The following is a 20,858-nucleotide window of genomic DNA, read 5'->3' on the forward strand; positions in this document are numbered from 1 at the left end:
ATGAGCCAGACCGCGACGATTTTGGTCATTGACGACGAACCGCAGATCCGCAAATTCCTGCGCATCAGCCTGGCTTCCCAGGGCTACAAAGTGATCGAGGCCAGCAGCGGCAATGAAGGCCTGGCCCAGGCCGCCTTGAGCAAGCCGGATTTGCTGGTACTTGACCTCGGCCTGCCGGACATGGACGGCCAGCAGGTGCTGCGCGAGTTTCGTGAGTGGTCGACGGTGCCGGTACTGGTGCTGTCGGTGCGCGCCAGCGAAGTGCAGAAGGTCGAGGCGCTGGATGGGGGGGCGAACGATTACGTCACCAAACCCTTTGGCATCCAGGAGTTTCTCGCCCGCGTGCGCGCCTTGTTGCGCCAGGCCCCAGCGGGTGAAGCCCAGGAAGCGGCGCTGTGTTTCGGCCCGCTGACAGTGGACCTGGCCTACCGCCGGGTGCTGCTGGACGGCGTCGAAGTGGCGCTGACCCGCAAGGAGTACGCAGTGCTGGCGCAATTGGCGCGTCATCCGGGGCGGGTGATTACCCAGCAGCAATTGCTCAAGGATATCTGGGGGCCGACCCATACCGAGGACAGCCACTACCTGCGCATCGTGGTGGGCCACCTGCGCCAGAAGCTGGCGGATGATCCGACCCAGCCGCGGTTTATCGTGACCGAGGCGGGGGTGGGGTATCGGTTGTTGGGGGCTTAAGGCCTGGTGGATTTTCGTTGGCTGTCAGGGCCTCATCGGGGGCAAGCCCCCTCCCACAGTTTGATTTGTGAACACATTTCAAAATGTGGGAGGGGGCTTGCCCCCGATATGGCCCTCAGCCACACCGACAATCTCAGTGCTGCTCACTTTCATACCGATCCAACGTATCACTGGCAATCTCGCGCCCCAGGGCGATCAATTCCGGCGCCTTGTAGAACTCGAAAAACCGGCACACCCGCTTCGGCACGTTGATCAGTACGTCCGGCGGGTAGCCGGCGATCTTGTACTGCGCCAGCGATGTCTGCATCACCTCGAAGCTCTGGTTGATCAGGTCCAGCAACGATGCCGGGCCGACGTTATCGATGATGAACGAACCGGTCGCCGACTTCGGTGCCCCGGCGGTTTCCGGTGCGGCGGCGGGTTGCTGGGCTTCGGGTTCGGCCGACTCCAGCCACGGGTTGATCTCGGCCGCGTGGGCCTGCAAGGCTTCCTGCTCGAGCTTCATCAACTGCTCGGCCTGTTTGCGGCGAAACGGCAAGTGCGAACCCAGCGACTTCGCCAGGCTGTTGAAGCGGCTCTTGAATGCCGGCGGCCGCTGGATCACCGGCAAGTGGTAGTGTTTCTGGTTGGTCGCGTTGAGGTTGACCGCAATGATCAAGTCGCAATGGCTCGACACCACGGGCACGATCGGCAGCGGGTTGAGCAGGCCGCCGTCCACCAGCATGCGGTTGCCCTGCATCACCGGGGTGAACAGGCTCGGAATCGCCGCCGAGGCGCGCATGGCCTGGTGCAGGCAGCCTTCCTGGAACCAGATTTCCTGCTGGTTGGTGAGGTCGGTGGCCACGGCGGTGTAGGGGATGCGCAGCTCTTCGATGTTGATTTCGCCGACGATCTTGCGGATCTGCCCGAAGACCTTCTCGCCGCGAATCGCACCCAGGCGAAAGCTCACATCGACCAGGCGTAATACGTCGAGGTAATCCAGGCTTTCGATCCAGTTGCGATACTCGTCGAGTTTACCGGCGGCGTAGATTCCGCCCACCACCGCGCCCATGGAACAGCCGGCGATACAGGCGATGTCGTAGCCGCGCCGTTCGATTTCCTCGATCACCCCGATATGGGCGTAGCCCCTAGCTCCACCGGAGCCCAGCACCAAGGCAACACGCTTCTTCATGGTCGATGTCCTTCGTTAAGCAGGCGCCCACAATGCACCCAATGAGGGGGCGGCTTCAATCTTCGCGCAACCGCGCAATATTTTTCCAGAATAACGGCCGGGCTCGGGTATGCTCTGGCAATAGGCGCTTCTGATTTCAGGTAGTGGACAAGGCACTTTTCTTTGTAGGCAACGTCTACAGAATCCGACTGTTTTTCTTTATTTTGAGGTGTCATCGATGAAAGCCTGGATGTGTGTGCCTGTGATCATGTTGGCCCTGGCCGGTTGCGCCGGGAAAACCGCCTATCGCGACAGCTGCGGCAGCCAACTGGACGCCGCGTGGAAAGAGCTGGACCTGGCCAAGGCCGAAGGCTTTGCCGGCACCGTGAGCTACTCCAAGGCCTTGTCCCTGCTGACCGGCGCCAAGACCCAGCAGCAATTCGAAGCCTTTGAAGGCTGTGCCAACAAAGCCGAGAAGGCGCGTTTCTATATTCGTGAGTCTCGCGCCGGCCGCTGATTCGTAGCAGTTGCCGAGTGCAACGAGGCTGCGTCACTGATCTTGAGTGATGCAGGGATTATTCGTCGTCAGTGGAGTAAAGCATGTCAGCTTTGGTAGATCAGTTAGTCGCTCAGGTCATTGGCCTGGAAGTAGGGTTACTGAGCTGCCAGGCTCGGCTCACCGCCGTCACCGACGATGAGGCCCTGCATGATTTGCGCACCACCGTGCGGCGCCTGCGCAGCCTATTGCGACCTTTGCGCGGCTTGCCGGGCGTCGAACAACTCGAATTGGCCGCCCGCACCGTCGGCCAATTGACCACGCCGTTGCGTGATCGTGAAGTGCTGGCCGCGTATCTGCTCCAGCATGGACACCCTGCCGCCGCCGACCGCCGCCTGCGCCTGCAACCCGATGCCTATCGCCACGTCGCGCAGGGCCAGGAATTGGCCCACCTGCTGCAAATCCTCGATGCATTCCCGCGTTTTATCCGTGCGTCGCAACACCAGAAATTGCTCAAGGGCCTGCGCCTGCGTATCGAGAAACGCCTGGTCAAGCAATGGCGCAAACTCGATGACGCCCTGCAGGACCCAAGCCACGATCGCCATCGTCTGCGCTTGTTGATCAAGCGCGTGCGCTACGCCGCCGAAGCCTACCCCGAGCTGGACAAACTCCCGGCCAAGGCCATGTCGCGCCTGAAACAAGCTCAAGGCGCCCTGGGCGATTGGCACGATTGCTGGCAGTGGCTGGTCCAGGCTGAACATCAAGCCGATCTGCAGCCGTGTGTCACGGTATGGCGTCGCACCATGGCCCAGGCCGAAGGCGAGGCGGATCGGGTGCTGGACAAGCTCAGCGCGGATTGTTTCTGAATCGGTCCGGTTTTTGGCCGGAATAGGCGCTGTACCTGGCGGGCGCGCTGGTTAAGATCGCTCCTCTGGTCTTTTTGACGTGAGGTCGCCATGCGCTTTAGTGATTTGCTCGACGCCGCCCGTAGCCACCCGCAGGAGGTCACCATCCCCGCCGAATGGGCGCAGGGTCGCGCGAGCTTTGGTGGCCTGGTGGCCGCATTGCAATACGAGGCGCTGCGTGCCCAAGTCCCCGCCGACCGGCCTTTGCGCTCGTTGGCAATCACCTTCGTCGGCCCGGTAGCACCGGGTGTGCCCGCCAGTTACCAAGTCGAAGTGCTGCGCGAAGGCAAGGCCGTCAGCCAATTGCTTGGCCGGGTGGTGCAGAACGGTGAAGTGGCGACCCTGGTCCAGGCCAGTTTCGGTGCGTCCCGTGAATCGCAAGTCATGGTGGCGAGCGAACCGCCGCCGACCTTCAAGCACTGGGATGAATGCCAGGAGCTGCCTTACATCCAGGGCGTCACCCCGGAATTCATGCGGCACCTGGCGATGCGCTGGAGTGTCGGCGGCTTGCCGTTTACCGGCAACACCTCCCGCGACATGGGCGGTTGGGTGCGCTTGCGCGGCGATGTGAAAGAGGAGCCGCTGACCGAGTCGCACATCCTCGCCCTGGTGGACGCCTGGCCGCCGGCCTTGCTGCCGCACCTTAGAAAGCCCGCGCCGGGCAGCACCCTGACCTGGACCATCGAGTTTATCCAGCCGCTGCAAGACCTGAGCACACTTGACTGGTGCCAGTACCACGTCACCATCGAACACGCCCGCGACGGCTACGGCCATGCCGCCGCCGCGCTATGGAGCCCGGCCGGCGAGTTGATCGCCATCAGCCGCCAGACCGTGGTGGTCTTCGCCTGATCCTCAGTGCTGGTGGCGCTTGCGCCAGGCGCGCCACCAGCCACCGCTCAACACAAAGCGCGGGAAGGTCACGAACTGCTCGACCAGCAGGCGTTGGACGGCATCTTTGCGATCACTGAAGGGTTCACTGGCCTGGGCTTCCAGATTGTGGCCATGCCGCTGCAGCGCAAGGCCGGCCAGGATACCGACAACACCCACGGCCAAACTGGCCAGGCTCAGGCTGAACACTCCGGAAACGATCAACAGAAACCCGATGATAAACAGCGGCACCGCGATCATGTGCAACGCCAGGTTGGTCGGGTGCTGGTGGTTTTGCGGGTACTGACGCCATTGCCAGGCGGGGAGATTGGGATGACGTTTGCCCATGATGGTGAATCCTCTGTCCGTTGAAACAACTTGAACAGAGTTTAGGTCGGGTCGGCTGGCGCGGCGAATCAAGGCTGGCTATGGGGGTCATAGCCTCGCCTTGTATTGCTTATAGCTTCAACTGCCCGATCGCTTTGCTCAGCTCCCCGGCCAACGTGGCCAGTTCATTGCTGGTGGTTGCCGAATCGACAGTTTGCTGCACGGTGTTTTCGGTCACATCACGAATACTCACGACTGCACGGTTCATTTCTTCGGCGACATGGCTCTGTTGCTCGGCGGCGACGGCGATCTGGGTGTTGCTTTCGCGCATCTGCGCCACGGCGCCGGTGATTTCGGCCAGTGCGGCGCCGGCTTCCTGGGCTTGTTGCACGCAGTCGTCGGCCTTGAACGAGCTTTCCTGCATGAAGTCCACCGCATCGCGGGTGCCGGCTTGCAGCGCCGAGACCATGTGGGTGATTTCGTCGGTGGAGGTTTGCACGCGCTTGGCCAGGTTGCGTACTTCGTCGGCGACCACCGCGAAACCGCGGCCCATTTCCCCGGCGCGGGCGGCTTCGATGGCGGCGTTAAGCGCGAGCAGGTTGGTCTGTTCGGCGATGCTGTGGATCACGCTGACCACACTGTTGATTTTCTGGCTGTCTTCGGCGAGTTTCTGGATCATTTCGGCGGTCTGTTGCACGCCGCTGGACAGCCCGGCAATCGAGCGTTGCACCCGGTCTACCACTTCGCGGCCGCTGCCGGCCAGGGTGTCGGCGGTCTGGGACAAATCGCGAGTGGCGCCGGCGTGCTGGGCGATGTGGTGGACGGTGGCCGTCATCTCGTTGATGGCGGTGGCGGCCTGATCGGTTTCGCTTTGCTGGCCGAGCATGCCGTGCTGCACCTCGTTCATGCTGCTGGCCAGCCGCGCGGCGCCTTCATCCAACTGCTTGGCGGTGCGGGCTACGGTGTTGACCACCCGCTGGTAGCCGGCTTGCATGGCATTGAACGCGCTGGCCATCTGGCCGACTTCATCTTCGCAGGCCAGTGGGACACGCGCTGACAGGTCGCCGGTTTTCTCGACGTGTAGCATCACGTCCTTGAGGGTGTTGAGATGGCTGAGCAGGAAGCGGATCAGCAACTGCGAAGCGCAGAGCATTGCCAGCATCAGGATCAGCACCGCTACCGCGTAGTTGGCGAAGCGCTCACTGAACACCTGGCTCAGGCTGGGCGCGTAAGCGAGCACGGCGATCTGTTGCCCGTCGGCGCGGGCAACCACTTCAGCGCCCATCAACGGGTTTTCGCCGAACAATGGCAGGTGATTGAGTTCGACCCAGCCGCTGGCACTGCTCAGGTCTGACAGATCTTGATCGGCCAACTGTGGGACTTGACCACGGGCAAACGTCAGCCACGCCTCACCTTTGGGCAGCGCCTTGTCGGTCGGCCAGGCACTGAGCAAGCGCGCCTGGGCTTGTGCCGAGGACTGGGACGCCTGGCTGCGCGACTGCTGTTCGAGATGCACGGCGTATAACACCAACAACAGCGTGGTGATAAAAGCGACCGCATTGACGGCCCAGAATTTGTACTTCAGCGAGATATTGCTAAGCCAGGCACCCATGGAAGGTTTTCTCTGATAGCGGAAACAGCATTGGCAAGGTGCCATTATTGTGCCGTTACTCAGAAAAGTCACTTTGATATGGGTCAATGCGTCACATCAAACCACGGTGGGCAGCCCGAAAAAGGCGCGGGCGCAGGCGGTGCTGTGCTGGGCCAGGTCTTCCGGGCTTTCGTTGCGGTGCAGGGCAACTTCGCGCAGCACCTCCGGCAGGTAGGCCGGTTCGTTGCGGCCGTTTTTCGGCTTGGGCCGCAGGGTGCGCGGCAGCAGGTAAGGCGCATCGCTTTCCAGCATCAGGCGGCCCCGAGGAATTTCCCTGACCAGCGGATGCAGGTGCGTCCCGCGGCGCTCGTCGCAGATCCAGCCGGTGATGCCGATGTGCAAGTCAAGGTCGAGGTAGCTGAACAGCGCCTGCTGCTCGCCCGTGAAGCAATGCACCACGGCGGCGGACAAGTGATCGCGGTAGTCCTTGAGGATCTCCAGCAGACGCTGGTTGGCGTCGCGTTCGTGGAGAAATACCGGCAGTTTCAGCTCGACGGCCAGGGCCAGGTGTTCTTCGAGGACTTTTTCCTGCTGCGGGCGCGGGGAAAAATCGCGGTTGAAATCCAGCCCGCATTCGCCCACTGCGCGCACGCGGCTGTCGTTGAGCAAACCGCGTAAGCGTTGGGCGCTGTCGCCGTTCCAGTCGCTGGCGGAGTGGGGGTGGATGCCGGCGGTGCAGAACAGCCGTTGGCCGCTTTCATCGAGTTTTTCGCACAATTGCAGGGCCTGTTCGCTGCCATCGACACGGGTGCCGGTGAGCACCAATTGCTGCACGCCGGCGGCATAGGCGCGCTCGAGAACGGCCTGGTGCTTCTCGTCGAAACTTGGGTTTGTCAGGTTGACGCCGATATCAATGAGTTGCATGGTGCTATCTCCGCCTGCGGCCGGAAAGCATATCAGAGCTGTAGATTTATAAGAAAAATCAAGAACTACAACGAGTTATAGCTGTCTTTGAACGTCGCAAGCGACATTGTGGTTGGCTTGTTGTCTGCCCTGGTGCCGCCGTTGCGTACTTTGTCAGCGCATAAAGCGCTCTGTTTCTGACCTCCAGCCCCTGGTTTTTCGCGAAGGTGCTGGCCAGTATTCTTTCCGGAGAGCGGATGATCCGACCCTCGGCGTTACTTATGTTGTGCCTGACGTTATTGCTGCCCATGGCGGCGGTCGCGCGGCTGGACGGGCCGCTGGAAGTGACCAAGCCGAGCAAGGTGCGCGACCTGGCCGAGATTCGCTCCAGTCGCACCCTGCGCGTACTGGTCAACCAGAGCCGCAACAGTTCCGGTGAAATTCAGGGCCAGGCCATTGGTGTCGAATACCATCGCCTGCGTGCGTTCGAGCAGTACCTCAACGACCAAGCCCGCGATGGCCAGGACATCAATCTCAAGATCATCCCCAAGGCCAAGGGGCAACTGCTCGGCGCGCTGGCGCGTGGCGAAGGCGACCTGGTGGCTCCCGGAGAATTGCTGGAAGTAAAGGCCGCGCACAAGATCAGCGCGAGCGACCCGATCGCCAGTGGCGTGCCGTTATGGCTGGTGGGGGTCAAGGGGGAGCGGCGGTTTACCAAGTTGGAGCAGCTATCCGGGCGCACCCTGACGCTGACCACTGGCAGCGCGGCGGCGGATTCGATCAACCAGGTCAACCAGAAGCTGGCCCTGCACAAGCAGCCGCCGATCAAGGTGGAGTGGGTCGACCCGAGCCTGGCGGTGGAGGATGTGCTGGAAATGGTCCAGGCCGGCATCTTTCACCTGACCATCGTCGAGAAGCCCATCGCTGAACGTTGGTCGAAGATCCTGCCCAAACTGCGCTTCGACAAACAGGTGGCGATCAATGAGCCGGGCGAGGAGTACTGGTTCGTGCGGCAGGACGCCGCGATGCTGCGCGCAAGTATTGATCGTTTCCTCAAGACCTACCGCACGCCTTCCGACCAGGACGTGGCGTTTCAGCGCATTTATCGACGCCTTTACCAAGTGCGCAACCCGCTGGCCCGCATCGACCGCCAGCGCCTGGAGAAACTGCGTCCGGTCCTGCAAAAACATGCGCGCGAGCAAGGCATGGATTGGTTGAACCTTGCTGCGCTGGCCTTCAAAGAGTCCGCCCTCGACCCAGGTACGCGCAGCAGCGGTGGCCCGACCGGCCTGATGCAGATCACACCTTCGGCGGCGCAGCGGGTGGGGGTGAACAATATCGAGAATCTCGACAGCAATGTGCAGGCGAGCGCGCGTTACCTGTCGATGATCCGCCGCAAGTTTTTCGCCAGCCCCAAGCTCAACGAGCGCGAGCGCATGGCTTTCGTGCTGGCCGCCTACAACATGGGGCCGGAACGCGTGCAAGGCATGCGTACCGAAGCCAAGCGCCGTGGGCTTAACCCCAATCAGTGGTTCTTCCAGGTCGAGCGCATTGCCATGGAGCAGGTGGGGATGAGCGCCGTCAGCTATGTGAATAGCGTCAACAAGTACTACCTGGCGTTTGATCGGGAACGGAACTCCCTGGAGCCGCCGGCGTTGGAGCCGAAAATCGCCTCACGCAAGTGATCGATTTTATAGATATTAATCAGGCAATTTTTCGGCTTTTATCATTGCATAAACTGATTAATATGGCGGCCAACCAACCCCTACTTTGAAAAGGATTATCACCATGAGCCCACTGATCAAAAGCATCCTGTCCACCCGCGCCGGCTATGGCCTGACTGTTCTGCGCATTGTTGTCGGTATCATCTTCGCCGCCCACGGTTCGCAAAAACTCTTTGGCTGGTTTGGCGGCTACGGCCTGGCGGGCACCGCGCAGTGGATGGAAAGCATTGGCCTGGCGCCGGGCACCTTGATGGCCTTGTTGTCGGGCGGTACCGAGTTCTTCGCCGGCCTGGCCCTGATCATCGGTCTGCTGGCGCGCCCTGCGGCATTGGGCCTGACTATTCTGTCGCTGGTGGCGATTTTCTCGGTGCATATCCATAACGGTCTGTTCATGGCGAACAACGGTTATGAGTTCGCCCTGGCCTTGCTCGGCGGCTCCCTGGCCGTCCTGTTCGAAGGTGCTGGCAAACTGTCTGCCGACCGCGCCATCGCCAACTGATCGCCCTGTAACCCCTGGAGAAGGCTCGCCATGCGCGGGCCTTTTCGTTGCGCGGGATTCTTGACACCGCCCCATCGGCTTCTCTAGGATGTTGGTTATGCGCCGATTTAAACAGCTAATTGCGGGGCGCCACTGGGACTCGATGCAGCCCGACAGAAGCCAGCTCTGACTGAAGACGCAGGCTTCGAAATACCGCTAAAGCGCTGGTTCGGTGTTGCCTCTCACCTGCCCGCAGACTTTTGAGGCAGAGACACGACACGATGAATGCACCACACCCCCTCATACGCCTGGCCCCGATCACTGCGGACCTGAATCAACGCAATCCAAGAATTCTCCTCGGCGGCAAGCACCAGCCGACGCTGTTGCGTTACCTGGATGGTTGGCCGCGGCGTGGCGGGCGGCCTTCGGCGTTCCTGATCCAGTTTGTCGAAGATGGCGATTCCCTGGCGCGCTTTGCCAGCAACAGCTTTGACCTTGCGGTGATCCAGGCGCCCAGCGCCAGAGATGCGGCTGAGGTGATCCATCAACTGACGCGGATTGCCCGGCAAGGCTTGATCGCACGGCGCTGAGCCCTCAATAAAACGCCGACGGCGGCACCGGACAACGACGGCGACGCCATTGAAATAGCCCCCAGGCAATCAGGCCCAGCAGTGCCGGCAACGGTACAATCACCAGCAGTTGTATGTTGCGTTCCAGGCGCTGCACCGGCGCGTAAAGGGTGTTTTTCAGCGCATGCAGTTCCATCGGTAAACGCAGGCGTTCCTTGTTGAGCGCTTGCAACTGGGTGTTGGTATCGACCGCCTCGGTGCCCAGGGTCGTGCCCTCAGGGTTAAGGCGCTGCCATTCCTTCTCCGTTTGTGCCAAGCGCCGTTCCAGCTCGATGGCCTGGTCCTGGTAGGCGCGCTCGGCAGCCTCGCGGCGCTTCTCCAGCAGGTTCAGTGAGTGGCCCGTCACTGCACGCGGGCGAATATTCGCAAGGGCTTGCGGTGCTGCGAGGTTATCCAGAGCGTTCACTACAAACAGTTTGTTAGCGTTTTGCGCGGAGCCGCTGGGTGGCTTGCTCAACATATCCGTATCGGCAACCACTATCACTTGGATCTGCGTCGCCTTCTGCAGCCCCGGCGGCTGCCCGCCAAATCCGTCGGCAAACGCTGAATAGGCTGGCCCTTCGAGTCGGGCAGCGATCACATGATGCTCGCCACGCGTGGAGAACGCGCTGTCCACGGCGCTTGAATCCAGCAGTAACGACTGTCTGGAGCTGCGCAGCAGTGGCGTGAAGGTGGCCCGGCTTTTATCCAGGGAGAACAGGGCGCCGCTGTTCGACACGGTCACCGTGTCCAGCTTCCAGGTGCTGACATCATGGGTATTCATCGCTTGGCGTGGCAGGGTGAATGTGGCCGGTTGATGTTCCGATGGGGCATAGGTGCGGTCGACCAGCACCTTGTTGCTCGGCATGCTGACCCCCCAGCCGGCGAGTAACCCGTCTAGCCTGGTGGCCGAGGCTGTTGCCTTTGAGTCGCCTTTGCCGAGGGGGTCGATAAACATCAGCAGTTTGCCGCCGTTCAGGACGAACTGGTCAACCGCGTACAGCGTTTTCTCCGGCAGCTCGCGGGGGTTTATGAGCATCAGGGTTTTGATCCGCGAGGGGATATGATCTGCAGTCGGCTCCAACTCCAGTAGGTCGAAATGTCGGTGCAATTCCAGCACCAACGGTTCGATGGACGCTTCTGCCGGTAACCCTGATAACAGCCCAACGACCGCAGGCTCCGGATGCTGCAACTGGGTGATCAGGTGGCTGATTTCATACTCCAGCAGCGGCTCGTTCTCTGGGTCGAACGATTGGATACGTTGGGCAGCTTGGCCCTCCCGAGTGCCGATAAGACCGAAGAACCCCGGTTGATCGCGTAGTCCATATAATCCTGCTTTGTAGGCATCCTCTGAAAAGGGAGCGGGATCGATAATGTGCAAATTGATCCTGCCGTTTGCTGCGTGTTCGAACGCTCTCAGTTTTTCTTCAACGCGTTTGGCATAGTGTTTCAGGATGCTGCTTTTTTGTGCCGGTAGACTTGAATTGAAATAGTAGAAGTCCAGTGGACTTTCCAGTGTGGTGAGTAAGTGCACTACCTCGGGTGACAATGTGTTGGTTTTTTGTTGAGAAAAATCCTGGCGTAGATCGGGAAGTTTGACTGCCCATACCAAGTTGAATGCGAGGAACAAAAGCAGTATGACGCTAAGTGTCATGCCGGTGCGCAATGGATATCGCATCGAGAGTGTTCCTTCTCAGCTGTTCTTGTAGTTGAGGATCGCGGTCGTCGCAGCAAGAAAAGCAATGATCATGCTGATGAAATACGCGCAGTCTTGAAAGGTAAGTGTCCCGTGGTCAATCAGGCCAAAACGCAGGAGCGGGCTGAGAGACGTCAAACTATCGATGATCCAGATGGGCGCTTGACGCTCAAGTGCATCCAACACCGAAGACACGCCACTGGCCAATAACAGCAGGCTCAGCGTCAATATGAAAATGGCCAGGCGTTGGCGGGTCAGTGCGCAAATAAAAACACCGACAGAGAGATAGCTCCCGGCTAATAACCAACTGGCCAGAAATTGTGAGGCAATGACCCCGTTGTCCGCAGTGCCCAGCAAGTTGACAACCGTCACGATGGGAAATGTCAGCAATAATGCCAGGCCCGCCACGACCCAGGCGGCGAGGAATTTGCCAATAACCAGTTCCGCGGGCCTGACAGGCAGGGTTTTCATGAAATCGCCAAAGCCGGTCTCGTTCTCATCCGCCCAAAGTTGAGTCGACAGCGCAGGGATCAGTAACAGGTACAACCAAGGATGCCATTGAAAAAAGCCCTGCAAGTCGCTGCTGCTTCGCTCCAGCAATGGGCTTGTGTGCAATCCCAGTAAGGCGGACAGCACCAGGAATACTGCAATGCTCAGGTAGGTGGCAGGTGCCGATAGATAGCTGGCAAGCTGGCGTTTGAAAACAGGTGGCAGCAGGTTCAATGGGATGCCTCCTGGCTCAGGTGGTGAACGACATCGTTCAGGCGACCTGGCTCCAGATTCAGTGAGTGTATTTCCCAGCGCCGGTTGGCAATCAATGCGCAGATGGCGGGGTAGATGGAGTGTCCCGGCATGGCGAGAACGGTCACCGTGCCTGGACCGTGCCGGTCCTCTTCGATACCTGCCACGCCGGGCAGCACGGCGAGTGCCAACAAATCGAGGGCCGACTTCGCCGCCAGGGTGACCGCCCGGAAGTGCCGGGAGCTGCGCTGTAGCTCGGGCATTGGGGTGTCCGCCAGCAGGCGACCGCCGCCAATGACCAGGGCCCGGGTGCAGACGCCGGCCAGTGCTTCGCAATCGCGTGAGGCAACGATAATCGTCATCTCGTCGGCCAATGACTGGATAAGCGTGCTGATCTTCCCTTGCTGATGGGGCGCCAAGCCTTCGCCGGGTTCGTCCAGCAGTAGCACGTCGGGGTCGTGCAGCAGGGCTTGGGCAAATGCGACTTTGCGTTTCAGGCCCGGCGGAAGCGTGTTGATCGGGTAACCGAGGACTGGCCAGAGTTCGAGTCGGCTGGCGGCGCGATCCACCCGCCTGCGCTTCTCCGCGCCCTGGAATCCACGAACGGTGGCGATGAAGCTGAGCAAGTTCTTGACTGACAGGGTCGGGTGGTTGACGCCGGATTCGGGTTGATAGCCTATTGCCTTGCGTGCGTGATACCCATGGGTCTGTGTATCCAGCCCCAAAATCCGCACCTGCCCCGAGGAGGGCTGGGTGGCGCCGGCGATCATCTTCAAAAGTGTAGTTTTACCTGCCCCCTCCAATCCAAATAACCCAAGGCACTCTTGGCGTTTGGCAGAAAATGAGACATCGCTGATTACACTCTTTTTGTTCAAGTATTTTGTGAGGTTGCTTATCTCGATCATTATGCTTTTCTATTCGGTGGGTAAGGCAAGAAGAATGAAGAGGCAAGCGCCTTTATTGAGTGATACAGGGCTCGGGTTTAAAAATGGTACGTTCAATGCATCGTGCTTGGAAGCACTGAAGTATATTAATAAGAGAAGTCCTACGTTCAGTCGATTAGCGCGCTGAAACAATCGTTGAGTGATAAATGCATGTTGATGGTCGGATGTTTATCTGATGTTTATATACGCTTTGCTTGTTGTCATGAGGCCCGATTACTATGATGCTTCTACGTACCCTAGTTCTTGAACGCTCGGGTGAAGATACGCCGGTCAACGGCGCTCTGCTCTGTGGTTTTGCTATACCCCAGATCGCGTCAAACTTTCTTGTGTACAGTCTGGATGAAGAAATAGAACCGGGTAGTTCCCGGGTATATGTCGCAGCATTACGTAGGAAAGTTGAACGGTACTTCTTGGGCGGGGTGGATGCTCAGGAAGATCTGCAAGTTGCGATGCGAGTATTTAAACAAATACTGACCCTGGCGGCGTCCGGTACCAAATCGGGCAGTGTCGGTGACGGCCAGGTTCCTTATCATTTTATCGACTTGAAAGGCTGCAAGTTGCCGCCCGCCAGGCCCGAAGATCATCATTCAATGAACATCAAGAAAGCCTTGGTGATGAAGGTGATTACCTTGGGGACGTCTGCCCCTGCGTCAGAAGCGATTGAAAGTCCCACGCTGATTGTCCCGTCCATTCGTTTTTCTTCCCGAATGGTCTCGGCTCCCAAAGTGACGAAGGAGCCTGAAAAGGTCTTGCCCGTGATGATCCAGGAGCCGGCTCAACCTCCGCAGCAGGCGCCAGAGGTCTTGGCGCCAAATGAATCGCTGGCCGTTGTGGTTGCACCCAGTGCGCCGCCGGCATTGAGCGAACAGGAGGAGCAAAATTCGCTGTTCGAGGTGGATAGCACCTTGACCAACCTCGCGCGCGTCGCCCAGGAACTGACCCAGCAAAAACTCGCGATGCAAAAGCGCGAAGAGGTGCTTGAGCAGCGCCAGGTTCAGCTGCAGCAAGGGCTGGCGGAGCTTGAGCAAAAACGCCAGGAGCTGACCCGTCGGGTGGCGCAGGAGGAGGGCGCCCTGCAGTTGCAGGCTCAGGCGCTGGAAGGGCGTGAGGCACAGTTGGCAAATGCCTTGGGTGCGCAGCAGCAAGGGCAGCGCCAAATGGATGAGCGCGCCCGCGTCTTGGAGGAGCGGGTCACTCAAGTCGAGGTGCAAGAGTTACGGGCGCGCCAGAAGAGTGAGACGTTGGCGGCGTTGCTCGTGCAGTTACCTGGGTTGCGCCAGAATGTGCAGGCCGTCCTCTTTGAGCTCGACCAGGCGTTGGACGGCCTGGCGAGAAATGAGCTGCTTCAACCCAGCAGCGATCTTGGTGCAACCCACTTGTGATGCGAGGCGTCGGTGGGTCTGGCTACTTTCCCCCGTTCATTTATCATCACCCTCTGTTCGTCGACGCCGGGCCTTCAAGCTGCGGCGTATTGGAATCAATGGACATTGCCTGGGGATGCACGCGTTTGAGTACCAAGCTGATTACCAAAGAAGGTCATGAAGCGCTGAAGAAGGAGTTGGATTACCTGTGGCGCGAAAAGCGTCCGGACACCACGCGCAAGGTGACGTGGGCCGCCTCCCTGGGGGATCGCAGCGAGAACGCGGACTACCAGTACAACAAGAAGCTGCTGCGTGAGATTGATCGGCGGGTACGCTACCTGCGCAAGCGTCTGGAAGACATGCGCGTGGTGGAGTACATGCCCGAACAGGAGGGGCGGGTATTTTTCGGCGCCTGGGTCGATATTGAAAACGAGCAGGGCGAGACCAAGCGTTTTCGTATCGTCGGCTATGACGAGATCTATGAGCGGATGGACTACATCTCCATCGACTCACCGATGGCACGGGCGCTGTTGCGCAAGCAAGTCGACGACGAGGCCATCGTGCAGACACCGAACGGCGAGGTGTGCTGGTGGATCACCGGTATCGAGTATGTGAAATAGGCAATCATGGCCCGCAGTCTTTGAGGCTGCGGGCCATCGTCCTTTCAACCTTCGCGCAATACCGTCAGCGGGCTGGCATTCAGCGCGCGGCGCGTCCCGAATACCCCGGCACCGCCGATCAGCACCGCACCGATCACCGGCAGCAGTAGCAACCACACGTGCGGGTGCCAGGCCAGGTCAAAGGCGTAGCGGTACAGCACCCATGTCACCAGCTCGGTGCCCAGCGCCGCGAGCAAACCGCTGACCGCGCCCAGCAGGCCGAACTCGATGCGTCGGGCCTTCACCAGCAGCTTGCGCTCGGCGCCCAGCGCCCGCAGCAGCGCACCTTGGCGAATGCGCTCATCCAGGGTGGCCTGCAGGCCGGAAAACAGCACCGCCATCCCTGCCGCCAGCACAAATAGCAGCACATATTCCACCGCCAGCGTCACTTGGGCGAGGATGCTGCGCAGTTGCTCCAGCAGGGCCTCGACCTGCAGGATCGTGGCGGCCGGGAATGCCCGGGACAGGTCGACGATCTGCCGGTCATGGCCGGGGGCCAGATAGAAGCTGGTCAAGTAGGTGGCCGGCAGGTCTTTCAAGGTGCCAGGCTGGAAAATCATGAAGAAGTTGGGCTGGAAGTTATCCCAATTGATGGTACGCAGGCTGGTGACCCGAGCTTCACGATTTTCCCCCGCCACCGTGAACACCAGATGGTCGTCGAGCTTGAGTTTCAGGCTTTCGGCGACCTTGGCTTCCACCGACACACCCGGTATTTCATCATCCGGTTGCTGCGCCCACCAAGTCCCCGCAGTCAGGGCATTGCCCGGCGGCAGGTCGGCGGCCCAGGTCAGGCTCAGGTCGCGCTGTACCGCACGGTCGCCGCTGGAGTCCTTGCTGACAATCTCCTGCACCGGCTCGCCGTTGACGCTGATCAGCCGGCCGGGCACCACCGGATACAGCGGCGCCGATTGCGCCTGCAGCTCGAGCAGGCGCGCACCAAAGGCGTCTTTGTCGGCGGGCAGGATATTCAGCGCGAAGTAGTTGGGCGCATCCTTGGGCAACTGGTTTTGCCAGGTGTCCAGCAATTCGCCGCGCAGCAGGGCGATCAAACCCATGGACAGCAGGATCAAGCCGAACGCCAGGGACTGGCCTGCCGCCGCCAGCGGATAGCGCAGCAACTGGCCCAGGCCCAGGCGCCACGGCAGGGACGCCCGGGCCAGCAGGCGGCGTAGGCTCTGCAACAGCAGCAGGAGCAGGCCGCCGAGAATCAACGCCGCAACCACGCCGCCGCCGAGCAGGGCGAAGGTCAGCACCAGGTCGAGGCTCAGGCGCCACATGATCAGGCCCAGGGCAAGCAGCGCCGCGCCGTAGACCATCCAGGTGCTGGACGGGATAGGTAGCAGGTCGCGTCGCAGTACGCGCAGCGGTGGTACGCGGCCCAGTGCCGCCAACGGCGGCAGGGCGAAACCGGCAAGGGCCACCAGCCCGGTGCCGATCCCGGCAATGGCCGGCAGTAGCCCACCGGGTGGTACGTCCGCCGGCAGCAGGTCGTGCAGGAAATAGAACAGGCCAAATTGCGCGAGCCAGCCGAGCAGGGCACCGGCCAGGCTCGCCAACAGGCCGAGTACGCTGAGTTGCAGGCTGAACAACAGCATGGCTTCACGCCGCGATAAACCCAGGCAGCGCAACAGCGCACTGGCATCAAAGCGTCGGCTGGCGAAACGGTTGGCGGACAGCGCCACGGCCACACCGGCCAGCAGCACCGCCACCAGGCTGGCCATGTTCAGGTAGCGCTCGGCCTTGCCCAGGGCGCCGCCGATCTGCTGGTTGCCATCCCGGGAATCCTGCAGGCGCTGGTTGGCCGCGAGGCCCGGCTTGACCAGGTCGCGATAGGTTTGCAGTGCCGTACTGGCCGGGGCCCCGCGCCACAGTTCGCGGTAGCTGACGCGACTGCCAGGCTGGACCACGCCGGTGGCGTCGAGGTCGGCCAGGTTGATCATCACCCTTGGCGTGAGGCTGTAGAAATTGCCAGCGCGGTCCGGTTCATAGGTCAGCACGCGCGTCAGGCGCAGGGGCTTCATGCCCACGTCGATGCTGTCACCCACTTTCAGGTCGAGTGCCGTGAGCAGCCGCGCCTCCACCCAGGCTTCGCCGGGTTTCGGGCCGCCGCCTGGGGTTTCGTCACCGAACGGCGCCGCTGCGCTTTTCAGTTCGCCGCGCAGCGGGTACTGCTCGTTGACCGCCTTGATGCTGGACAGCTGGATGCCGTTATCGGTGGCGATAACGCTGGAGAACTCGACGACGCGCGCGTGATCCAGGCCCAGTTCGGTCCCGGACCTGATTTGCTCGGGGCGTGCGGGTGAGCTGCCCTCGAGCACCAGGTCGGCGCCAAGAAACTCGGTGGCGCGCAACAGCATGGCGCCATTCAGGCGCGCGCCGAAGTAGCCGATGGCAGTGCTGGAGGCGACGGCCACCAGCAGGGCGAAGAACAACACGCGCAATTCGCCGGCGCGGGCATCGCGCAGCAATTGGCGCATGGCAAGGCTGAACAGGCGCAGCAGCGGCAAACGTGCCATCAAGGCTCCAGGGGCGCGACCATCAGGCCGGCTTCAAGGCGGATCAGGCGTCGGCAACGGTGGGCCAGGCGCTCATCGTGAGTGACCAGGACCAGTGTCGTGCCGCTTTCTTTATTCAGTTCAAACAGCAGATCGCTGATGCGCTCGCCGGTATGGCTGTCGAGGTTGCCGGTGGGTTCATCGGCAAACAGCACGTCAGGTTCGGCGGCAAATGCGCGGGCGATCGCCACCCGCTGTTGCTCGCCCCCGGAGAGTTGGCGTGGCGAGTGGGTCAGGCGTTGGCCCAGGCCGACCCGTTCGAGCAGGTGCCTGGCACGCTCGCGGGCGTCTTTGCGGCCGTCCAGCTCCAGCGGCAGCATGACGTTTTCCAGCGCGTTGAGGCTGTCGAGCAGTTGGAATGACTGGAAGACGAAGCCCACGTGTTCGGCGCGGATGCGTGCGCGCTGGTCTTCGTCGAGGGTGCTCAGGGCTTGCCCCGCGAGCGTGACTTCGCCACTGCTGGGCAGGTCGAGGCCGGCCAACAGGCCGAGGAGGGTGGATTTACCGGAACCGGAGGCACCGACGATAGCCAGGCTATCGCCCTTGTTCAGTTCCAGGCTCAGTTCGTGCAGGATAGTCAGTTCACCTTCCGCGCTGGGAACCACTTTGCTAAGGTTCCGCGCGGTGAGAATGCTTGCGCCCATGGAGAATCCGATGCGAATGTGGTTTTTGAGTGCTGGCCTGGCCTTGACGTGCATGGCCCAGAACGCAGCGGCGGGTACGGTCCTGATCGTTGGCGATAGTATCAGTGCCGGTTTCGGACTGGATACCAGCAAAGGGTGGGTAGCCTTGCTGGGACAGCGGCTCAAGCACGAAGGTTTCGACGATGAAGTGGTCAACGCGTCCATCAGTGGCGACACCAGTGCCGGAGGCCTCGCGCGACTGCCGGCGGCGCTTGCAGAGCATAAGCCAGGCTTGGTGATTATCGAGCTGGGCGGCAATGACGGCCTGCGCGGACAGCCGCCGGCGCAATTGAAACAAAATCTTGCATCGATGATCGAGCAGTCCCAGGCGGCAGGCGCCAAGGTGCTGCTGCTGGGCATGCAGTTGCCGCCTAACTACGGTCCGAAATACACCACGGCGTTTGCCGGGGTCTACGCGGCGCTGGCCAAGGAGAAGAGCGTGCCGTTGGTGCCGTTTTTCCTCGAAGGCGTGGGCGGTCATCCCGAGCTGATGCAGGCCGATCAACTGCATCCTGCGGTCGGCGCCCAGGGCAAGTTGCTGGAAAATGTCTGGCCGACGCTAAAACCGCTGTTATGACGCTTTTCTACCGGCAGGCTTTCGGCTAAGGTGGCGCCCCCCCGATTTGGAGCCCTCGATGTCGCGTCCTGCCTGGTCCCTGTTTAATTACCAACTGATCGAGCCGGACGAACAGCTGGATCTGTTCGCCTGCCAGGAAGTCCGGGTGCACCTGGTCACGCGTCAATTGGAGCTGGGCGGCACGATCGATCGCACGCTCTGTGGCACGTTGTTGCCGGCTCAGCCACGCTGGTCGGCGGTGGACCGCTCGCTCTTCCAGGACCAGCGCCTGTGCCCCCTGTGCCGTGCCATTCTGGAGTCGCAAAAGCGTGGCACGCCGCCGATCTGGCCGGAGCTGCGCTTCGAGTTGTAAGGGGGGCTACGAGCTTGCAGCTAGAAGCCCGCTTCACGTATACAATCGTTTTTTACCTACACGTTGTTCTGCGAAGGATTTTTCGGATGTTGTCGCGCCTTTCCGTCGTCACCTGCTGCCTGTCTCTTGCCGCCCTGTGTGCGGCGGGTTCCGCAGCAGCCTTGCAATTGCCCTTGCCGCCACCGGGTGAAGACGTCGTTGGCCAGGTCCAGGTGATCAAGGCCAAGTACGAAGACACCTTTGCCGACCTGGGCACCACCTACGACCTGGGCTACTCGGAGATGGTCGCCGCCAACCCGGGCGTCGATGCCTGGTTGCCGGGCGCTGGCACCGAGATCGTTTTGCCGACGCGGTTTATCCTGCCGCCAGGCCCCCGCGAAGGCATCGTGATCAACCTTGCCGAGTACCGGCTCTACTATTTCCCCAAGGGCCAGAACGTGGTCTACACCTTCCCGCTGGGGATTGGTCGTGAGGGCTGGGGCTCGCCGGTCGCCCATACCACCATTGTCGCGAAAACGCCGAACCCGACCTGGACCCCGCCAGCCTCGATCAAGGCTGAGCATGCCGCTGAGGGCGACCCGTTGCCTAATGTCGTCCCTGCTGGCCCGGACAACCCTTTGGGGCCGTTCAAGTTCTCGTTGGGCACGCCGGGTTACCTGATCCACGGTTCCAACAAGAAGTTCGGCATCGGCACGCGTACCAGCCACGGCTGCTTCCGCATGTTCAACAATAACGTGCTGGAAATGGCCAGTATGGTGCCGGTGGGGACGTCGGTGCGCATCATCAATGATGCCTACAAGTTCGGTAACAGTGGTGGCAAGGTTTACCTGGAAGCGCATACGCCTCTGAACGATGACGGCACCCCCTCGGTGGTCGACAAGCACACGGCAGTGATCAACGCCCTGCTCAAGCGTGAAGACCTGGCCAATCATCTGCGGGTGAATTGGGATCAGGTGCGTGACGTGGTGGCTGCCGAAGATGGCCTGCCGACTGAAATCGGTGTGCCGGGCGCGGCGCCGATGGTGTCGAGTACGCCGATCGACCTGCTGCAGTAAGCCTGCGTGATCCAAAGCCCGCCTCGGCCTTGCGCCGCGGCGGGTTTTTTATTGCCCGCTCCCGCAGGACTCGCGAAATTCAGGCAATAAAAAAGCCGATCCAAAAATGGATCGGCTTGATAACAATCCCGAAGGATTATTACTTCTTGCTAGCTTTTTCAAGCATGCGCAGAGCGCGCTCGTTAGCTTCGTCAGCAGTCTGTTGTGCTTTTTGAGCAGCAGCCAGAGCTTCATCAGCTTTACGGTAGGCTTCGTCTGCACGAGCCTGGGAGCGAGCTGCTGCGTCTTCAGTTGCAGTCAGACGAGCTTCGGTTTCTTTGGAGACGCTGCTGCAACCGGTAGCCAGAACTGCGGCCAGGGCGATAGCAGAGAATTTCAGAACGTTGTTCATCGTGTTCCCCTTCAAGGAATTTCAATTAGATAGCTGTTATCTCAGAGTGAGCTAATAGCCGGCGTACATACTACTCATTACTTGTAGTAAGTAAACTGACCTAGC

At 60.7% G+C, this 20,858-nt stretch carries 22 protein-coding genes; 12 read left to right on the forward strand and 10 right to left on the reverse strand.

Features of this window, described 5'->3' with window-relative positions:
• A complete protein-coding gene (locus tag U5A08_RS08895) occupies positions 1 to 690 on the forward strand; it encodes a response regulator (RefSeq protein WP_177033362.1) in 690 nt (229 codons plus the stop codon).
• 133 nt (positions 691 to 823) lie between these two features.
• Here U5A08_RS08895 and U5A08_RS08900 read toward each other — a convergent pair whose 3' ends face one another.
• Complete coding sequence (locus U5A08_RS08900; protein WP_177033360.1) at positions 824 to 1,861, reverse strand: patatin-like phospholipase family protein; 1,038 nt, start codon at positions 1,859 to 1,861, stop codon at positions 824 to 826.
• Between the two features lie 217 nt (positions 1,862 to 2,078).
• Between U5A08_RS08900 and U5A08_RS08905 the strand changes: the two genes are divergently transcribed.
• From U5A08_RS08905 to U5A08_RS08915, 3 genes are all read left to right on the forward strand, one after another.
• Positions 2,079 to 2,357 (forward strand): hypothetical protein, encoded by a 279-nt coding sequence (locus U5A08_RS08905; protein ID WP_017848818.1) that lies wholly within the window; start codon positions 2,079 to 2,081, stop codon positions 2,355 to 2,357.
• A gap of 83 nt (positions 2,358 to 2,440) precedes the next feature.
• Positions 2,441 to 3,202 (forward strand): CHAD domain-containing protein, encoded by a 762-nt coding sequence (locus U5A08_RS08910; RefSeq protein WP_321851229.1) that lies wholly within the window; start codon positions 2,441 to 2,443, stop codon positions 3,200 to 3,202.
• Between the two features lie 90 nt (positions 3,203 to 3,292).
• Complete coding sequence (locus U5A08_RS08915; protein ID WP_253394281.1) at positions 3,293 to 4,090, forward strand: acyl-CoA thioesterase; 798 nt, start codon at positions 3,293 to 3,295, stop codon at positions 4,088 to 4,090.
• Between the two features lie 3 nt (positions 4,091 to 4,093).
• Here U5A08_RS08915 and U5A08_RS08920 read toward each other — a convergent pair whose 3' ends face one another.
• The 3 genes from U5A08_RS08920 to U5A08_RS08930 form a co-directional block, all read right to left on the reverse strand.
• Complete coding sequence (locus U5A08_RS08920; RefSeq protein ID WP_253394284.1) at positions 4,094 to 4,456, reverse strand: Mpo1-like protein; 363 nt, start codon at positions 4,454 to 4,456, stop codon at positions 4,094 to 4,096.
• 109 nt (positions 4,457 to 4,565) lie between these two features.
• Positions 4,566 to 6,047, reverse strand: a complete 1,482-nt coding sequence (locus U5A08_RS08925; RefSeq protein ID WP_253394286.1) for a methyl-accepting chemotaxis protein — start codon at positions 6,045 to 6,047, stop codon at positions 4,566 to 4,568.
• Positions 6,048 to 6,143: 96 nt separating this feature from the next.
• Positions 6,144 to 6,950 carry a TatD family hydrolase gene (locus U5A08_RS08930; RefSeq protein ID WP_253394289.1) on the reverse strand — a complete coding sequence of 269 codons (807 nt, stop codon included), beginning with the start codon at positions 6,948 to 6,950 and terminating at the stop codon, positions 6,144 to 6,146.
• A gap of 236 nt (positions 6,951 to 7,186) precedes the next feature.
• On the opposite strand from U5A08_RS08930, the gene U5A08_RS08935 reads away from it, so the two are divergent.
• The 3 genes from U5A08_RS08935 (at position 7,187) to U5A08_RS08945 (ending at position 9,721) form a co-directional block, all read left to right on the forward strand.
• On the forward strand, positions 7,187 to 8,614 hold the full coding sequence (locus tag U5A08_RS08935; protein WP_253394291.1) for an MltF family protein: 1,428 nt from the start codon (positions 7,187 to 7,189) through the stop codon (positions 8,612 to 8,614).
• Positions 8,615 to 8,717: 103 nt separating this feature from the next.
• A complete protein-coding gene (locus tag U5A08_RS08940) occupies positions 8,718 to 9,152 on the forward strand; it encodes a DoxX family protein (protein ID WP_177033344.1) in 435 nt (144 codons plus the stop codon).
• A gap of 260 nt (positions 9,153 to 9,412) precedes the next feature.
• Positions 9,413 to 9,721 carry a class I SAM-dependent methyltransferase gene (locus U5A08_RS08945; protein ID WP_177033342.1) on the forward strand — a complete coding sequence of 103 codons (309 nt, stop codon included), beginning with the start codon at positions 9,413 to 9,415 and terminating at the stop codon, positions 9,719 to 9,721.
• A gap of 4 nt (positions 9,722 to 9,725) precedes the next feature.
• On the opposite strand, the gene U5A08_RS08950 is transcribed toward U5A08_RS08945, so the two are convergent.
• The 3 genes from U5A08_RS08950 to U5A08_RS08960 are packed head-to-tail and all read right to left on the reverse strand — an operon-like array spanning position 9,726 to position 13,081.
• Positions 9,726 to 11,417 carry a Gldg family protein gene (locus U5A08_RS08950; RefSeq protein WP_321851233.1) on the reverse strand — a complete coding sequence of 564 codons (1,692 nt, stop codon included), beginning with the start codon at positions 11,415 to 11,417 and terminating at the stop codon, positions 9,726 to 9,728.
• 15 nt (positions 11,418 to 11,432) lie between these two features.
• The gene (locus U5A08_RS08955) at positions 11,433 to 12,158 is read right to left on the reverse strand and encodes an ABC-2 transporter permease (RefSeq protein ID WP_177033337.1); all 726 of its coding nucleotides are present in this window, start codon (positions 12,156 to 12,158) and stop codon (positions 11,433 to 11,435) included.
• The gene (locus U5A08_RS08960; protein ID WP_177033336.1) at positions 12,155 to 13,081 is read right to left on the reverse strand and encodes an ABC transporter ATP-binding protein; all 927 of its coding nucleotides are present in this window, start codon (positions 13,079 to 13,081) and stop codon (positions 12,155 to 12,157) included. The genes U5A08_RS08955 and U5A08_RS08960 overlap by 4 nt, the downstream gene beginning before the upstream one ends.
• Positions 13,082 to 13,338: 257 nt before the next feature.
• On the opposite strand from U5A08_RS08960, the gene U5A08_RS08965 reads away from it, so the two are divergent.
• Positions 13,339 to 14,502: a hypothetical protein gene (locus U5A08_RS08965; protein WP_321851235.1), complete on the forward strand. Its 1,164-nt coding sequence runs from the start codon at positions 13,339 to 13,341 to the stop codon at positions 14,500 to 14,502.
• 125 nt (positions 14,503 to 14,627) lie between these two features.
• Positions 14,628 to 15,101, forward strand: coding sequence for a transcription elongation factor GreB (gene greB, locus U5A08_RS08970; protein ID WP_177033332.1), 474 nt, complete (start codon positions 14,628 to 14,630; stop codon positions 15,099 to 15,101).
• Between the two features lie 44 nt (positions 15,102 to 15,145).
• On the opposite strand, the gene U5A08_RS08975 is transcribed toward greB, so the two are convergent.
• Entirely contained in the window at positions 15,146 to 17,656 is a 2,511-nt protein-coding gene (locus U5A08_RS08975; protein WP_321851237.1) for an ABC transporter permease, read from the reverse strand.
• Entirely contained in the window at positions 17,656 to 18,339 is a 684-nt protein-coding gene (locus tag U5A08_RS08980) for an ABC transporter ATP-binding protein (RefSeq protein WP_010176179.1), read from the reverse strand. Before U5A08_RS08980 ends, U5A08_RS08975 begins: the two co-directional genes overlap by 1 nt.
• 10 nt (positions 18,340 to 18,349) lie before the next feature.
• Here U5A08_RS08980 and U5A08_RS08985 point away from each other — a divergent pair, with 10 nt between their 5' ends.
• From U5A08_RS08985 to U5A08_RS08995, 3 genes are all read left to right on the forward strand, one after another.
• Positions 18,350 to 18,955 (forward strand): arylesterase, encoded by a 606-nt coding sequence (locus U5A08_RS08985; protein ID WP_321851238.1) that lies wholly within the window; start codon positions 18,350 to 18,352, stop codon positions 18,953 to 18,955.
• 58 nt (positions 18,956 to 19,013) lie between these two features.
• Entirely contained in the window at positions 19,014 to 19,307 is a 294-nt protein-coding gene (locus U5A08_RS08990) for a hypothetical protein (RefSeq protein ID WP_253394300.1), read from the forward strand.
• Between the two features lie 86 nt (positions 19,308 to 19,393).
• A complete protein-coding gene (locus U5A08_RS08995) occupies positions 19,394 to 20,362 on the forward strand; it encodes a L,D-transpeptidase family protein (protein ID WP_253394302.1) in 969 nt (322 codons plus the stop codon).
• A 139-nt stretch (positions 20,363 to 20,501) separates the two neighbouring features.
• Here the strand turns inward: U5A08_RS08995 and U5A08_RS09000 are convergent, their stop codons facing one another.
• Positions 20,502 to 20,753, reverse strand: a complete 252-nt coding sequence (locus U5A08_RS09000) for an Lpp/OprI family alanine-zipper lipoprotein (protein ID WP_247401697.1) — start codon at positions 20,751 to 20,753, stop codon at positions 20,502 to 20,504.
• Between the last annotated feature and the right edge of the window lie 105 nt (positions 20,754 to 20,858).

It is taken from the genome of Pseudomonas paraveronii, from assembly GCF_963681955.1.
GTDB classification, from domain to species: domain Bacteria; phylum Pseudomonadota; class Gammaproteobacteria; order Pseudomonadales; family Pseudomonadaceae; genus Aquipseudomonas; species Aquipseudomonas paraveronii.

What these genes read in the sequence shown, in the direction of transcription:
- U5A08_RS08980 (WP_010176179.1), bottom strand. Translation starts at nt 18,339, where the DNA reads ATGGGCGCAAGCATTCTCACCGCGCGGAACCTTAGCAAAGTGGTTCCC.
- U5A08_RS08960 (WP_177033336.1), bottom strand. Translation starts at nt 13,081, where the DNA reads ATGATCGAGATAAGCAACCTCACAAAATACTTGAACAAAAAGAGTGTA.
- U5A08_RS08910 (WP_321851229.1), top strand. Translation starts at nt 2,441, where the DNA reads ATGTCAGCTTTGGTAGATCAGTTAGTCGCTCAGGTCATTGGCCTGGAA.
- U5A08_RS08920 (WP_253394284.1), bottom strand. Translation starts at nt 4,456, where the DNA reads ATGGGCAAACGTCATCCCAATCTCCCCGCCTGGCAATGGCGTCAGTAC.
- U5A08_RS08915 (WP_253394281.1), top strand. Translation starts at nt 3,293, where the DNA reads ATGCGCTTTAGTGATTTGCTCGACGCCGCCCGTAGCCACCCGCAGGAG.
- U5A08_RS08965 (WP_321851235.1), top strand. Translation starts at nt 13,339, where the DNA reads ATGATGCTTCTACGTACCCTAGTTCTTGAACGCTCGGGTGAAGATACG.
- U5A08_RS08975 (WP_321851237.1), bottom strand. Translation starts at nt 17,656, where the DNA reads ATGGCACGTTTGCCGCTGCTGCGCCTGTTCAGCCTTGCCATGCGCCAA.
- U5A08_RS08895 (WP_177033362.1), top strand. Translation starts at nt 1, where the DNA reads ATGAGCCAGACCGCGACGATTTTGGTCATTGACGACGAACCGCAGATC.
- U5A08_RS08940 (WP_177033344.1), top strand. Translation starts at nt 8,718, where the DNA reads ATGAGCCCACTGATCAAAAGCATCCTGTCCACCCGCGCCGGCTATGGC.
- U5A08_RS08950 (WP_321851233.1), bottom strand. Translation starts at nt 11,417, where the DNA reads ATGCGATATCCATTGCGCACCGGCATGACACTTAGCGTCATACTGCTT.
- U5A08_RS08900 (WP_177033360.1), bottom strand. Translation starts at nt 1,861, where the DNA reads ATGAAGAAGCGTGTTGCCTTGGTGCTGGGCTCCGGTGGAGCTAGGGGC.
- U5A08_RS09000 (WP_247401697.1), bottom strand. Translation starts at nt 20,753, where the DNA reads ATGAACAACGTTCTGAAATTCTCTGCTATCGCCCTGGCCGCAGTTCTG.
- U5A08_RS08930 (WP_253394289.1), bottom strand. Translation starts at nt 6,950, where the DNA reads ATGCAACTCATTGATATCGGCGTCAACCTGACAAACCCAAGTTTCGAC.
- U5A08_RS08905 (WP_017848818.1), top strand. Translation starts at nt 2,079, where the DNA reads ATGAAAGCCTGGATGTGTGTGCCTGTGATCATGTTGGCCCTGGCCGGT.
- U5A08_RS08925 (WP_253394286.1), bottom strand. Translation starts at nt 6,047, where the DNA reads ATGGGTGCCTGGCTTAGCAATATCTCGCTGAAGTACAAATTCTGGGCC.
- U5A08_RS08935 (WP_253394291.1), top strand. Translation starts at nt 7,187, where the DNA reads ATGATCCGACCCTCGGCGTTACTTATGTTGTGCCTGACGTTATTGCTG.
- U5A08_RS08995 (WP_253394302.1), top strand. Translation starts at nt 19,394, where the DNA reads ATGTTGTCGCGCCTTTCCGTCGTCACCTGCTGCCTGTCTCTTGCCGCC.
- U5A08_RS08990 (WP_253394300.1), top strand. Translation starts at nt 19,014, where the DNA reads ATGTCGCGTCCTGCCTGGTCCCTGTTTAATTACCAACTGATCGAGCCG.
- U5A08_RS08945 (WP_177033342.1), top strand. Translation starts at nt 9,413, where the DNA reads ATGAATGCACCACACCCCCTCATACGCCTGGCCCCGATCACTGCGGAC.
- U5A08_RS08985 (WP_321851238.1), top strand. Translation starts at nt 18,350, where the DNA reads ATGCGAATGTGGTTTTTGAGTGCTGGCCTGGCCTTGACGTGCATGGCC.